The sequence below is a fragment of the Pseudomonas sp. MT3 genome (assembly GCF_054720805.1).
In genome coordinates this window covers 51,770-64,619 of record NZ_JBTVPY010000012.1, presented here as the reverse complement: position 1 = coordinate 64,619, position 12,850 = coordinate 51,770, and the positions used below count along the sequence as shown (strand labels likewise).

Here is a 12,850-nt window from a genome sequence, read left to right as displayed (position 1 = left end):
GGCCCGACTGGCCATGTTTGACCGGTATACCCGATATGACCGTTTGGATGGTGATCCTGCTCATTGCGTTGGTGCTCAGCCCGCTGACCTGGCTGATTCCTTCGCGAGGCCAGCGTGGGCAGATGGACCAACGCCTGCAGGCGCGGCGCCTGGGCCTGGCCATGCAGATCGCGCGCCAGGAATGGCCGCACTGGATGGAACGGCAGCCGCCGCGCCAGTGCGCGCAGTACCACCGTGCCCGTGGGAAAAATCGCGATGTCTGGTGTTACTGGCAGAGCGCGCCGGGTGTCTGGCTGGATCGCTGGCGCGAGGCGAGCGCCGAGGGCGAGCTGGCCGAGGCCCTGGCCAGCCTGCCGAAGGATGTCTACATGGTCGAGGCGACGCCCCAGTTCCTGGCGTTGTACTGGGGCGAGCGGGGCGGCAGCAGCGACCTGCAACGGGTCGCCGATTTCCTCAAGCAGCATGCCTGAAACGATCAGCTCTGCTGCGCGGCGTAGAGGCTGGAGGCGGTTTCCAGGTCTTCGATGATGCGGTCGGAGTACTTGTTGATCAGGAAGGGCACGCTGTTCTGGTTGTAGTTCTGCAGCGATTTCTCGATGTAGTGCCACTTGATCGCCACCGAACGCAGTGTCTTGCCGATCTCCGGCGTGGTCTGCGGTGCCTGCTGCAGCTTCACCAGGTTGATCGCGAAGCGATTGGCCAGGTCATCCAGCGGGCGCTCCTCGCCGCCACCGAAGAAGCTCGCGCCGACCGAGGCGTTGCGCGAGGCGTAGTCCACGGCGATGTCCTGCATCAGCAGGCTCTGCTCACGGGTCTGCTGGGTCAGCGGCGGGACCTTGCTGCCGCTTTCATCCTGGATACTGGCGTAGAGCTGGTCGGCGGTCTCCAGCAGCTTGCGGTTCTGCGTGGCGAGGTCGGCCACCGGCTGCAGGTCGGTATAACCGCTCTTGTCCAGTGCGCCGGTCAGTGTCTGCAACTGGGCCGTATAGCCTTTCCACTGATCCTGCAGTTGCGCTTTCAGCTTCGTGGATTGGTTGCCGGGCATGGGCCCCAGCTTGCCCAGTGCCTCGCCGGCATTCTGTGACGAAGCCTCGACCAGCCTGGCGTACTTCTGGTCGCCTTCCATCGCGTTGAACATGAAGAAGTCACCGAGGCTGCGCTGGGCGGCCAGGCGCATCTGGTGGAGACTGAGCAGGTCGCTGGCGGCATCGGCCGCGGCGAAGAGGGGGAGGGTGGTGAGCGCGAGCGCAGACAACAGACGCACAAGCGAACGGCTTGTCATCGTTCCATCTCCTTGGAGCCAGGGGCTTCTTGTTGTTGTGTTCCACAGGTTCCAGGCGGTCCGGCCGGCGGCAGTGTCCTTCCATCCGGCGGTTGCGGGCGGATCGCCATTAGCGTCGGACTCTAACGTGCGGTCTGGCGTTTGAACAGTTGTCTACCGGTTTCCGGCACGCAGGTGCCAGCTGGAAATTGTCACGATAGGCGTGGTGAATAGGGGCGGGTTAGCCTGCTGAATGCTCCGGCCCAGACGTTCCGGCCGCTTTGCGACTGTTGCGTCTCGCCGATTGACAAGCAACGGCTTTTCCTAGAAGGTGGGCGCACCCAAATCAAACGGGCGTATGAATCGAGCGTTTGCCCTGTGCGAATGCTCGGACAGAACGCCCCGGCTATCGCGTCGGCGGGTGTGCCGCCAGCTTTGGGACTATCCTCGGCGACTGCCGGGCCGTCCCGATACGTGGCGTCCGACGTGTGATTTCAAGCTTCCCTAGCGTGGAGATCAGTTGATGATTTACCAAGGTAAAGCCATCACGGTTAAGGCTCTTGAGAGCGGCATCGTCGAACTGAATTTCGACCTCAAGGGCGAGTCCGTCAACAAGTTCAACCGACTCACCCTGAATGAACTGCGCCAAGCAGTCGATACCATCAAGGCCGATGCGTCCGTCAAGGGCGTGATCGTGACCAGCGGCAAGGGCGTGTTCATCGTCGGCGCCGACATCACCGAGTTCGTCGACAACTTCAAGCTGTCCGACGAAGAGCTGCTGGCCGGCAACCTCGAAGCCAACAAGATCTTCAGCGACTTCGAAGACCTGAACGTTCCCACCGTGGCCGCGATCAACGGCATCGCCCTGGGCGGCGGTCTGGAAATGTGCCTGGCTGCCGACTTCCGTGTCATGAGCGCCACCGCCAAGATCGGCCTGCCGGAAGTGAAGCTGGGCATCTACCCGGGCTTCGGCGGCACCGTGCGCCTGCCGCGCATCATCGGCTGCGACAACGCCGTCGAGTGGATCGCTTCGGGCAAGGAAAACAAGGCTGAAGACGCGCTGAAAGTCGGCGCCGTCGATGCCGTCGTGGCGCCGGAGCAACTGCAAGCCGCCGCCCTGGACCTGGTCAAGCGCGCCATCGCCGGCGAGCTGGATCACAAGGCCCGCCGTCAGCCGAAGCTGGAAAAGCTCAAGCTGAACGCCATCGAGCAGATGATGGCCTTCGAAACCGCCAAGGGCTTCGTCGCAGGCCAGGCCGGCCCGAACTACCCGGCTCCGGTCGAAGCAATCAAGTCGATCCAGAAAGCCGCCAACTTCGGTCGTGACAAGGCGCTGGAAATCGAAGCCCAGGGCTTCGTCAAGCTGGCCAAGACCTCGGTTGCGCAGAGCCTGATCGGCCTGTTCCTCAATGACCAGGACCTGAAGAAGAAGGCCAAGCAGTACGACGAGATCGCCAAGGACGTGAAACTGGCCGCCGTACTGGGCGCTGGCATCATGGGTGGCGGCATCGCCTACCAGTCCGCTTCCAAGGGCACTCCGATCCTGATGAAGGATATCCGCGAAGAGGGTATCCAGATGGGTCTGAACGAAGCCTCGAAGCTGCTGGGCAAGCGCGTCGAAAAAGGCCGCATGACCCCGGCCAAGATGGCCGAGGCCCTGAACGCCATTCGCCCGACCATGTCCTACGGCGACTTCGGCAACGTCGACATCGTCGTCGAAGCCGTGGTCGAGAATCCGAAGGTCAAGCAGATCGTTCTGGCCGAAGTTGAAGGCGTCGTGAAGGAAGATGCGGTCCTCGCGTCCAACACCTCCACCATCTCCATCAACCTGCTGGCCAAGGCGCTCAAGCGTCCGCAGAACTTCGTCGGCATGCACTTCTTCAACCCGGTGCACATGATGCCGCTGGTCGAAGTGATCCGTGGCGAGAAGTCCAGCGACGTCGCCGTCGCCACCACCGTGGCCTACGCCAAGAAGATGGGCAAGAACCCCATCGTGGTGAATGACTGCCCCGGCTTCCTGGTCAACCGCGTGCTGTTCCCGTACTTCGGCGGCTTCTCCAAGCTGCTGGGCTTCGGCGTGGACTTCGTGCGCATCGACAAGATCATGGAGAAGTTCGGCTGGCCCATGGGCCCGGCCTACCTGTCCGACGTGGTCGGCATCGACACCGGCCACCACGGCCGCGACGTGATGGCTGAAGGCTTCCCGGACCGCATGGCCGTGGAAGGCAAGACCGCCGTCGACGTGATGTACGACGCCAACCGCCTGGGCCAGAAGAACGGCAAGGGCTTCTACGCCTACGAGACCGACAAGCGCGGCAAGCCGAAGAAAGTCACCGATCCGCAGGCTTATGAGCTGCTGAAGTCCATCGTCACCGAGCAGCGCGAGCTGACCGACGAGGACATCATCAACTACATGATGATCCCGCTGTGCCTGGAAACCGTGCGCTGCCTGGAAGACGGCATCGTCGAGACCGCTGCCGAGGCCGACATGGGCCTGATCTACGGCATCGGCTTCCCTCCCTTCCGTGGCGGTGCCCTGCGTTACATCGACTCCATCGGTGTGGCCGAATTCGTCGCCCTGGCCGACAAGTACGCCGACCTGGGTGCGCTGTACCACCCGACCGCGAAGCTGCGTGAAATGGCCAAGAACGGCCAGAAGTTCTTCGGTTGAGTGCGCAACGAATAGAGCGAGAGTGAATTTATGAGCCTGAATCCGAGAGACGCCGTCATTGTCGACTTCGGCCGCACCCCGATGGGCCGTTCGAAGGGTGGCATGCACCGCAACACCCGCGCGGAGACCATGTCCGCGCACCTGATCAGCAGCGTGCTTGCGCGCAACCCGAAGATCGACCCGGCGGAAGTCGAGGACGTGATCTGGGGCTGTGTGAACCAGACCCTGGAGCAGGGCTGGAACATCGCGCGCATGGCGTCGCTGATGACCCAGATCCCGCACACCAGCGCCGGCCAGACCGTCAGCCGCCTGTGCGGCTCGTCCATGAGCGCCCTGCACACTGCCGTGCAGGCGATCCAGACCGGCAACGGTGACGTCTTCGTCATCGGCGGTGTGGAACACATGGGCCACGTCGGCATGATGCACGGCGTCGACCCGAACCCGCACCTGTCGCTGTACGCCGCCAAGGCGTCCGGCATGATGGGCCTGACCGCAGAAATGCTGGGCAAGATGCACGGCATCACCCGCGAGGCGCAGGACAAGTTCGGCGTGCGTTCGCACCAGCTGGCCTGGAAAGCCACCCAGGAAGGCAAGTTCAAAGACGAAATCATCCCGATGGAAGGCTACGACGAGAACGGCTTCCTGAAAGTCTTCGACTTCGACGAAACCATCCGTCCGGAAACCACCCTGGAAAGCCTGGCGGCCCTGAAGCCGGCCTTCAACCCGAAGGGCGGCACCGTGACGGCGGGTACTTCCTCGCAGATCACCGACGGCGCCTCCTGCATGATCGTCATGAGCGCCCAGCGCGCCCAGGACCTCGGCGTACAGCCGATGGCCGTGGTTCGCGCCATGGCCGTGGCGGGCGTTGATCCGGCGATCATGGGCTACGGCCCGGTTCCGTCGACCAACAAGGCGCTCAAGCGCGCCGGCCTGACCATCAACGACATCGACTTCTTCGAGCTCAACGAAGCCTTCGCCGCACAGGCCCTGCCGGTGCTGAAGGACCTCAAGGTGCTCGACAAGATGGAAGAGAAGGTCAACCTGCACGGCGGCGCCATCGCCCTGGGTCACCCGTTCGGCTGCTCCGGTGCGCGTATCTCCGGCACCCTGCTGAACGTGATGAAGCAGAACGGCGGTACCCTGGGCGTGTCCACCATGTGCGTGGGCCTCGGCCAGGGCATCACCACCGTCTTCGAACGCGTCTAAGCTGTCGGAGATGGACGAGCCGGGGCCTTGTGCCCCGGCTTTCGTTTTTCGGTAGGGATTGCCCGGAGCGAGGGCAACATGGACAATCGCGGCCTTTTTTCTGTCAGCCGCAAGAGGACGACCCATGCAACTGCAGACCGGACTGTATCGACACTACAAGGGGCAGCAGTACCGTGTGCTCGGCGTGGCACGGCATTCCGAAACCGAAGAGACGCTGGTGATCTACCAGGCGCTGTACGGTGAGTTCGGCCTCTGGGTGCGTCCGCTGAGCATGTTCACCGAGGCCGTGGAAGTGAACGGCGAGCGGGTTCCGCGCTTCGCGCTGGTCACTGTGGAAAACGATCCGCTGGGGCTTCAGAGTGACCCGTCCGGCGAAAGCCACGCTTGACCTTGGCGCGACCGCCACTATATATAGCGGTGCCGCTCCTAGCTCCTCCCTCCTTATAAATTCATCTTTTCGACGCAGGAATCTTCCGATCCATGGGTAAATCGCTGGTCATCGTGGAATCACCGGCCAAGGCCAAGACCATCAACAAGTACCTGGGCAACCAGTACGTGGTGAAGTCGAGCATCGGCCACATCCGCGACCTGCCCACCAGTGGCTCGTCCGCGTCGAAGGAGCCTGCGGCGAAAGCGCGCAAGGCTGCTTCCGAAGCGCCGGCCCTGTCGCCCAAGGAAAAGGCCAAGCGCCAGCTCGTCACCCGTATGGGCGTCGACCCGGAGCACGGCTGGAAGGCCAAGTACGAGATCCTGCCCGGCAAGGAAAAGGTGATCGAGGAACTGCGCCGTCTGGCCAAGGATGCCGACACCATCTATCTCGCAACCGACTTGGACCGCGAAGGGGAGGCCATCGCCTGGCACCTGCGCGAGGCCATCGGCGGCGACGACTCGCGCTACAAGCGCGTGGTCTTCAACGAAATCACCAAGAAGGCCATCCAGGAGGCCTTCTCCCAGCCCGGCGAGCTGGACATCAATCGCGTGAATGCCCAGCAGGCGCGCCGCTTCCTCGACCGCGTGGTGGGCTACATGGTCTCGCCGCTGCTGTGGGCGAAGATCGCCCGCGGCCTTTCAGCCGGCCGCGTGCAGTCGGTGGCGGTGAAGCTGGTGGTCGAGCGTGAGCGCGAGATCCGCGCCTTCGTTCCGGAAGAATACTGGGAAGTGCATGCCGACCTGGGCACGCCGAAGAGCGACAAGGTTCGCTTCGAAGTGGTGCGCGAGAAGGGCGAAGCCTTCAAGCCGCTGAACGAGGCCCAGGCAATGGCCGCCCTGGAGAAGCTCAAGGCGTCCAGCTACAGCGTCTCCAAGCGCGAGGACAAGCCCACTTCCAGCAAGCCCTCGGCGCCGTTCATCACCTCCACCCTGCAGCAGGCCGCGAGCAACCGCCTGGGCTTCGGGGTGAAGAAGACCATGATGATGGCCCAGCGTCTCTACGAGGCGGGCTACATCACCTATATGCGTACCGACTCGACCAACCTGTCGGCCGATGCCATCGACATGGTGCGCGGCTTCATCGACAGCGAGTTCGGCAAGAAATACCTGCCGGCCAAGCCGAACTTCTACTCCAGCAAGGAAGGCGCCCAGGAAGCGCACGAAGCGATTCGTCCGTCCGACGTCAACCTGCGTCCGACCCAACTGTCGGGCATGGAGCGCGACGCCGAGCGCCTGTATGACCTGATCTGGCGCCAGTTTGTGGCCTGCCAGATGCCGCCGGCCGAATACCTGTCGACCACCGTCAGCGTTGCCGCCGGTGACTTCGAGCTGCGCGCCAAGGGTCGCATCCTCAAGTTCGACGGCTACACCAAGGTGCTGCCGCAGCAGGGTAAGCCGGGCGATGACGACGTCCTGCCGGAGATGAACCAGGGCGAAGCCATGAAGCTGCTCAAGCTCGACCCGAGCCAGCACTTCACCAAGCCACCGGCGCGCTTCTCCGAAGCCAGCCTGGTCAAGGAGCTGGAAAAGCGTGGCATCGGTCGTCCGTCCACCTACGCGGCGATCATCTCCACCATTCAGGAACGCGGCTACGTCACCACCCACAACCGCCGCTTCTACGCGGAAAAAATGGGCGACATCGTCACCGACCGCCTCAACGAGAGCTTCTCCAACCTGATGGACTACGGCTTCACCGCCGGCATGGAAGAGCACCTCGATGACGTGGCCCAGGGCGAGCGCGACTGGAAACACCTGCTGGACGAGTTCTACGGCGATTTCCGCAAGAAGCTCGACCTGGCCGAAGCCGCCAACGACGGCATGCGCGCCAACCAGCCGACCCTGACCGACATCCCCTGCCGCGAGTGCGGTCGGCCGATGATGATCCGTACCGCCTCCACCGGTGTGTTCCTTGGCTGCTCGGGCTACAGTCTGCCGCCGAAAGAGCGTTGCAAGGCGACGGTCAACCTGATTCCGGGCGATGAAATCGCCGCGGATGACGAAGGTGAGTCCGAGTCCCGCGTGCTGCGTGGCAAGCACCGCTGCCCGATCTGCAGCACCGCGATGGACGCCTACCTAGTCGACGAGAAGCGCAAGCTGCACATCTGTGGCAACAATCCGGACTGCGCCGGCTACGAGATCGAAGAAGGCCAGTACCGCATCAAGGGGTACGAAGGCCCGAGCCTGGAATGCGACAAGTGCGGCAGCGAGATGCAGCTCAAGACCGGCCGCTTCGGCAAGTTCTTCGGCTGCACCAACCCGACCTGCAAGAACACCCGCAAGCTGCTGAAGAACGGCGAACCTGCGCCGCCGAAGATGGACGCCATCCGCATGCCGGAGCTCAAGTGCGAGAAGGTGGACGACATCTACGTGCTGCGTGACGGCGCTTCTGGCCTGTTCCTGGCCGCCAGCCAGTTCCCGAAGAACCGCGAGACCCGCGCTCCGCTGGTGGCCGAACTGGTGCCGCACAAGGACGAGCTGGATCCGAAGTACCACTTCCTGCTCGCCGCTCCGGCAAAAGACCCGGATGGCCGCCCGGCGGTGATTCGCTTCAGCCGCAAGACCAAGGAGCAGTACGTGCAGTCCGAGGTCGACGGCAAGCCCACCGGCTGGCGCGCGTTCTTCGACGGCGGCAAGTGGAAGGTCGAAGACAAGCGCTGATGGAAGGCGCGCCCCGCTGAGGCGGGGCGTGCTTATACTGCCGAAGTCGACTGCAGAGGGCCCGGTCATGGCGCACGAACTCTATACTCGTACCAACCAGAAGCTGTTCTTTGCCGGCCTTGCCCTGGAAGCCTGGCGCAGCGCCGAAGCGGCGCGTGCGATGAATGCCCAGGCGCGCATCCAGGCCGAGCGCGAAGCGGCGCTGTTCCATCTCTACGGAGCGGTGCTGGGCGTGGCCCATGAGATCGCTGGGTACTACCGCCTGCCCCAGGCGGGTGCGCCGCGCGTCGATATGCTGCTGAATGCCGAGGTGCTGACCGCGGCTCCAAGTCCGGAGCTGGCGGAAATGGTCGAGCTGGCGCAGGCCCCGGAAGCCTGGCTGAGCCGCCTGCTGGCCGCCTACGCTGCACTGTTCCAACCACCGAGTGAGCCGAAGAAGGCCAAGGTCGATCCGACCCAGCCGTTGATCCAGGCGGTGAACATCGATGAAGAAGCGCCGGTCGAGCTGGGCCACGAAGAGCTCGAGGCCTGGCGCAAGTCCCTGAAAGAGCTGGTGCTGCGCTTTCGCGCGTCGCTGACCGAACTCTGATACATGCTCTGATACGCACGGGTACGACCAGTCGGTCGGTCGGCGGAACGTTGGGCTAGGGTGTAGCGAATGTGACTGTTACACTACGCGTTCTGCTGTGGAGAACCCTTGCTATGCCAACCTCGTTTCTGGAAATCGTAGAGCTGCCTGACGGGCGTATCGTGCTGCGTCGCGCAGATGATGAGGAGGCATTGGTGACCCTGGAATTTTCCGCCGATGCCAAGGGCTTCCTGCAGGGGCAGCACATCGAGATCGCCAAGGCGATGTTCAATGTCGGCGTGCAGATGGCGGGGCGCCTTGCCGAAGGCAGTGACGCCGGCATGGATGAAGGTCCGCGCGTCCTGCACTAAGGTTCGTTCTGGCTTCGCGGCGGTCGCGGCGAAGCCTTCCCCTCATCCCAGGCGAATGTTCAGGCTCTGTGCCTGGCCGGCGATAGCGGCGCGGGATAACTGCGCGCGCGCCTTGGCATTGAGATTCAGCCAGCTCACCACGGTATGACTGTTGCCCAGGCGCAGTGCCTCGCAGGCCAGGGCTTGTGCGGCCGCCTGGTCGCGCGCCGGCAGCAGCAGGATGCGTTCGCGGTTCAGGCCGGCCTTGCGCAGCCAGTCCGGGGTCAGGCTGGAGGGTGGGGCGATCAGGGTCAGCCAGCGCGAATCGCTTTCCTCGCTCAGCTCGCGGAGCATCGGCGCCAGCAGCGTCAGGCATTGGCCGGGGAGGCCGCGCAGGGCGATCTCGCTGAAAGCGCTTTCGTCATCGGCGGGTTGTTCTTCCATCAGCTCCGGAAGCAGGGGAGCAGTACCGCTCGCCCAGAGTGCTTCCTGGAACAGCGGGAGTTGCGGCAGGTTCAGCGGCTGCGGGTACTGCATGGGTATCTCCTGTTCAGCGGCGGATCACGCCGACGCTCAAGCCTTCGATGATCAGTTCCTGTTCCTTGAGATCGACCTCGATGGGGGCGAACTCAGGGTTCTCGGCGATCAGCCAGACCTTGCTGCCTTCGCGCTTGAAGCGCTTCACCGTTACCTCTTCACCCAGGCGGGCGACCACGATCTGGCCGTTGCGCGCCTCGCGGGTAACGTGCACGGCGAGCAGGTCGCCGTCGAGGATGCCGACATCCTTCATGCTCTGCCCGCGCACGCGCAGCAGGTAGTCGGCCGGCGGGTTGAAGAAGGTGGGGTTGATGCGGCAGGTGTCGTCGACGTTCTGCTCGGCGAGTATCGGCGCGCCGGCGGCAACGCGACCGATGATCGGCAATTCGTCGTCATTGGCGGCGGCTTTGGGTTCGAAACCGGGAATGCGGATGCCGCGGGAGGCGCCCGGGGTCATTTCGATGGCGCCCTTGCGGGCGAGGGCCTTCAGGTGTTCCTCGGCGGCGTTGGGGGATTTGAAGCCGAGTTCCTGGGCGATTTCCGCGCGGGTGGGCGGGTAGCCGTTGTCTTCCAGGCAGCGTTTGATGAAGGCGAGGATCTCGGCTTGGCGCGGCGTCAGCTTCAGCATGTCCATACTCTGGCTTTTTATACAGTGCCTGGAATTATATACAGTGATGGCGGGCTGGCAATGCCTATTTTCGCGCGGCTGTCGGCTCCACCCCCGTGGATGTAACCTGTGCCTGTTGGCAAGCGTCTTGCTGAGATTCAGTCATCTCGTCGTATTGCCTATAATTTTGTTAACAATCGATCGCACTTCGCTTGACAATACAAGAGGCTGAAACGTATGTTTCAAACAAGTGTTTGTCAGGCGGAATAGTCATGGCCCAGTCGGAAACCGTCGAACGCATCCTGGATGCTGCGGAACAGTTGTTCGCGGAGAAAGGCTTCGCTGAGACTTCTTTGCGTCTTATCACCAGCAAGGCGGGGGTTAACCTTGCGGCGGTGAACTATCACTTCGGCTCGAAGAAGGCGCTGATCCAGGCGGTCTTCTCGCGCTTCCTCGGGCCGTTCTGTTCCAGCCTCGAGAAGGAGCTGGATCGTCGCCAGGCCAAGCCCGATGCGCCGCGAGCCACTCTGGAAGAGCTGCTCGAGCTGTTGGTCGTCCAGGCGATGGCGGTGAAGCCGCGCAGCGGCAACGATCTGTCCATCTTCATGCGTCTGCTGGGCCTTGCTTTCAGCCAGAGCCAGGGGCACCTGCGCAAGTACCTTGAAGAAGTCTACGGCAGGGTGTTCCGCCGCTACATGCTGTTGGTGAACGAAGCCGCGCCGCGCCTGCCGCCGTTGGAACTGTTCTGGCGCGTGCACTTCATGCTCGGCGCCGCGGCGTTCAGCATGTCCGGCATCAAGGCGTTGCGGGCGATGGCCGAGAACGACTTCGGCGTGAGTACGTCCATCGAGCAGGTGATGCGCCTGATGGTTCCGTTCCTTGCCGCCGGCATGCGTGCCGACAGCGGCATCAGCGATCCGTCGCTGGCCGGTGCCCAACTCAAGCCGCGTGCCAAGGCCCCCGCCAAGGCCTGAGCCGAGCTGGGCGGTACAGTCCTGATCGGCTAAAGTAGCCGGCCATGACTGACCTCGATTTCCTCCATATTTCCCTGTCCGACCAGATGCTCTACGGCTTTGCCGGCGAGCACCTGTGCTTGCGCCTGGCGATTTCCAGCGCGGCCAACGGCGCTGGCGAGTCGAGTGGTTCCGGCTGCACGCCGCGTGGCCTGCATCAGGTTCGTGCGCGCATCGGCGAAGGTCTGCCCAAGGGGGCGGTGCTCAAGGGGCGGCGCTGGACGGGCGAGGTCTGGACCCGGGCGCTGCACGATGAGTGCCCCGGCCGCGACTGGATTCTCACACGCATCCTCTGGCTCAGCGGCTGCGAGCCGGGGCGCAATCGAATGGGGGAGGTGGATACCTTCCGCCGCTACATATACCTGCACGGCACGCCGGACTGCGAACCCATGAGTGTGCCGCTGTCCCACGGCTGTATCCGCCTGCGCAATGACGACCTGCTGGAACTCTTTCCCCGAGTGCCCCTCCATTGCCGGGTCCGTATCGAAGAGGCCGCCTGCCCCGACTGGCAGGCGCCACAACTGAACTGAAAGGAATGCACATGCAAGGCTCCCTGATGCTCGACATCGGCGGCACCTGGCTGACCGCCGAGGACCGCCAGATCCTGCGCCACCCGGAAGTGGGCGGCCTGATCATCTTCGCCCGCAACATCGAGTCGCCGCGCCAGGTGCGCGAGCTCTGCGCAGCCATCCGCGCGGTGCGCCCGGATCTGCTGCTGGCAGTGGATCAGGAAGGCGGTCGGGTGCAGCGTCTGCGCCAGGGCTTCCTGCGCCTGCCGGCGATGCGCGCCATTGCCGACAACGCCAATGCCGAGCGCCTGGCCGAACAGTGCGGCTGGTTGATGGCGACCGAAGTGCTGGCGGTGGGGCTGGACCTCAGTTTCGCTCCGGTGCTGGACCTGGATCACCAGCGCAGCGCGGTGGTCGGCAGTCGCGCCTTCGAGGGCAGCCCCGAGCGCGCGGTCGCGCTGGCCGGCGCCTTCATCCGAGGCATGCACGCTGCCGGTATGGCGGCCACCGGCAAGCACTTCCCCGGCCACGGCTGGGCGGAGGTCGACTCCCATGTGGGAATCCCGGAGGACGAGCGCAGCCTGGAAGAGATCCGCGCCTGTGACCTGGTCCCGTTCCAGCGCCTGTCGGGCGAGCTGGATGCGCTGATGCCGGCCCACGTGATCTACCCGCGGGTCGACCCGAATCCCGCCGGCTTCTCCCGGCGCTGGCTGCAGGACATCCTGCGCGGGGAACTGGGCTTCGACGGAGTGATCTTCAGCGACGACCTGTCTATGGCCGGCGCCCATGTGGTGGGCGATGCCGCCAATCGCATCGAGGCCGCGTTGAACGCCGGTTGCGACATGGGCCTGGTGTGTAATGATCGCGCCTCCGCCGAGTTGGCCCTGAGCGCGTTGCAGCGCCTGAAGGTCACTGCGCCGGCGCGCCTGCAACGCATGCGCGCCAGGGCCTGGCCGGGTGCCGAGTACAAGCAGCCGCCGCGCTGGCAGCAGGCCGTGGGCGAACTGCGCGCCGCACAACTGATCGACTAAAGGATTTGCC

The 12,850-nt window shown here is 63.9% G+C and carries 13 protein-coding genes; 10 read left to right on the top strand and 3 right to left on the bottom strand.

The features are described 5' to 3' along the window. Nucleotides 1-35 precede the first annotated feature (35 nt). On the top strand, nucleotides 36-470 hold the full coding sequence (locus tag ACYCAX_RS14150; protein ID WP_460248262.1) for a hypothetical protein: 435 nt from the start codon (nucleotides 36-38) through the stop codon (nucleotides 468-470). A 5-nt stretch (nucleotides 471-475) separates the two neighbouring features. Here ACYCAX_RS14150 and ACYCAX_RS14145 read toward each other — a convergent pair whose 3' ends face one another. Beyond that, on the bottom strand, nucleotides 476-1,282 hold the full coding sequence (locus tag ACYCAX_RS14145; protein ID WP_460248261.1) for a hypothetical protein: 807 nt from the start codon (nucleotides 1,280-1,282) through the stop codon (nucleotides 476-478). A gap of 502 nt (nucleotides 1,283-1,784) precedes the next feature. On the opposite strand from ACYCAX_RS14145, the gene fadB reads away from it, so the two are divergent. The 6 genes from fadB (at nucleotide 1,785) to ACYCAX_RS14115 (ending at nucleotide 9,164) form a co-directional block, all read left to right on the top strand. Continuing rightward, on the top strand, nucleotides 1,785-3,932 hold the full coding sequence (gene fadB, locus ACYCAX_RS14140; protein WP_460248260.1) for a fatty acid oxidation complex subunit alpha FadB: 2,148 nt from the start codon (nucleotides 1,785-1,787) through the stop codon (nucleotides 3,930-3,932). Between the two features lie 30 nt (nucleotides 3,933-3,962). Continuing rightward, entirely contained in the window at nucleotides 3,963-5,138 is a 1,176-nt protein-coding gene (gene fadA / locus ACYCAX_RS14135) for an acetyl-CoA C-acyltransferase FadA (RefSeq protein WP_015477972.1), read from the top strand. Nucleotides 5,139-5,262: 124 nt separating this feature from the next. Then, nucleotides 5,263-5,526, top strand: a complete 264-nt coding sequence (locus ACYCAX_RS14130; RefSeq protein ID WP_015477971.1) for a DUF1653 domain-containing protein — start codon at nucleotides 5,263-5,265, stop codon at nucleotides 5,524-5,526. Between the two features lie 92 nt (nucleotides 5,527-5,618). Beyond that, a complete protein-coding gene (gene topA, locus ACYCAX_RS14125) occupies nucleotides 5,619-8,225 on the top strand; it encodes a type I DNA topoisomerase (protein ID WP_460248259.1) in 2,607 nt (868 codons plus the stop codon). A 67-nt stretch (nucleotides 8,226-8,292) separates the two neighbouring features. Further along, nucleotides 8,293-8,814, top strand: a complete 522-nt coding sequence (locus tag ACYCAX_RS14120; RefSeq protein ID WP_015477969.1) for a DUF6586 family protein — start codon at nucleotides 8,293-8,295, stop codon at nucleotides 8,812-8,814. Between the two features lie 113 nt (nucleotides 8,815-8,927). Further along, on the top strand, nucleotides 8,928-9,164 hold the full coding sequence (locus ACYCAX_RS14115) for a hypothetical protein (RefSeq protein WP_015477968.1): 237 nt from the start codon (nucleotides 8,928-8,930) through the stop codon (nucleotides 9,162-9,164). A 42-nt stretch (nucleotides 9,165-9,206) separates the two neighbouring features. On the opposite strand, the gene sulA is transcribed toward ACYCAX_RS14115, so the two are convergent. Together sulA and lexA are read right to left on the bottom strand one after the other, a co-directional pair. Beyond that, nucleotides 9,207-9,680, bottom strand: coding sequence for an SOS-induced cell division inhibitor SulA (gene sulA / locus ACYCAX_RS14110; RefSeq protein WP_015477967.1), 474 nt, complete (start codon nucleotides 9,678-9,680; stop codon nucleotides 9,207-9,209). A gap of 13 nt (nucleotides 9,681-9,693) precedes the next feature. Continuing rightward, a complete protein-coding gene (gene lexA, locus ACYCAX_RS14105) occupies nucleotides 9,694-10,308 on the bottom strand; it encodes a transcriptional repressor LexA (RefSeq protein WP_015477966.1) in 615 nt (204 codons plus the stop codon). 251 nt (nucleotides 10,309-10,559) lie between these two features. On the opposite strand from lexA, the gene ACYCAX_RS14100 reads away from it, so the two are divergent. The 3 genes from ACYCAX_RS14100 to nagZ are packed head-to-tail and all read left to right on the top strand — an operon-like array spanning nucleotide 10,560 to nucleotide 12,840. After that, nucleotides 10,560-11,261, top strand: coding sequence for a TetR/AcrR family transcriptional regulator (locus tag ACYCAX_RS14100; RefSeq protein ID WP_015477965.1), 702 nt, complete (start codon nucleotides 10,560-10,562; stop codon nucleotides 11,259-11,261). Between the two features lie 44 nt (nucleotides 11,262-11,305). Continuing rightward, entirely contained in the window at nucleotides 11,306-11,830 is a 525-nt protein-coding gene (locus ACYCAX_RS14095) for a L,D-transpeptidase (protein ID WP_015477964.1), read from the top strand. 11 nt (nucleotides 11,831-11,841) lie between these two features. Further along, nucleotides 11,842-12,840 (top strand): beta-N-acetylhexosaminidase, encoded by a 999-nt coding sequence (nagZ, locus tag ACYCAX_RS14090; RefSeq protein ID WP_294980266.1) that lies wholly within the window; start codon nucleotides 11,842-11,844, stop codon nucleotides 12,838-12,840. Nucleotides 12,841-12,850: the final 10 nt, after the last annotated feature.

Coding starts and splice junctions, on each gene's coding strand:
- ACYCAX_RS14150 (WP_460248262.1), top strand. CDS start 36: ATGACCGTTTGGATGGTGATCCTGCTCATTGCGTTGGTGCTCAGCCCG.
- ACYCAX_RS14145 (WP_460248261.1), bottom strand. CDS start 1,282: ATGACAAGCCGTTCGCTTGTGCGTCTGTTGTCTGCGCTCGCGCTCACC.
- fadB (WP_460248260.1), top strand. CDS start 1,785: ATGATTTACCAAGGTAAAGCCATCACGGTTAAGGCTCTTGAGAGCGGC.
- fadA (WP_015477972.1), top strand. CDS start 3,963: ATGAGCCTGAATCCGAGAGACGCCGTCATTGTCGACTTCGGCCGCACC.
- ACYCAX_RS14130 (WP_015477971.1), top strand. CDS start 5,263: ATGCAACTGCAGACCGGACTGTATCGACACTACAAGGGGCAGCAGTAC.
- topA (WP_460248259.1), top strand. CDS start 5,619: ATGGGTAAATCGCTGGTCATCGTGGAATCACCGGCCAAGGCCAAGACC.
- ACYCAX_RS14120 (WP_015477969.1), top strand. CDS start 8,293: ATGGCGCACGAACTCTATACTCGTACCAACCAGAAGCTGTTCTTTGCC.
- ACYCAX_RS14115 (WP_015477968.1), top strand. CDS start 8,928: ATGCCAACCTCGTTTCTGGAAATCGTAGAGCTGCCTGACGGGCGTATC.
- sulA (WP_015477967.1), bottom strand. CDS start 9,680: ATGCAGTACCCGCAGCCGCTGAACCTGCCGCAACTCCCGCTGTTCCAG.
- lexA (WP_015477966.1), bottom strand. CDS start 10,308: ATGCTGAAGCTGACGCCGCGCCAAGCCGAGATCCTCGCCTTCATCAAA.
- ACYCAX_RS14100 (WP_015477965.1), top strand. CDS start 10,560: ATGGCCCAGTCGGAAACCGTCGAACGCATCCTGGATGCTGCGGAACAG.
- ACYCAX_RS14095 (WP_015477964.1), top strand. CDS start 11,306: ATGACTGACCTCGATTTCCTCCATATTTCCCTGTCCGACCAGATGCTC.
- nagZ (WP_294980266.1), top strand. CDS start 11,842: ATGCAAGGCTCCCTGATGCTCGACATCGGCGGCACCTGGCTGACCGCC.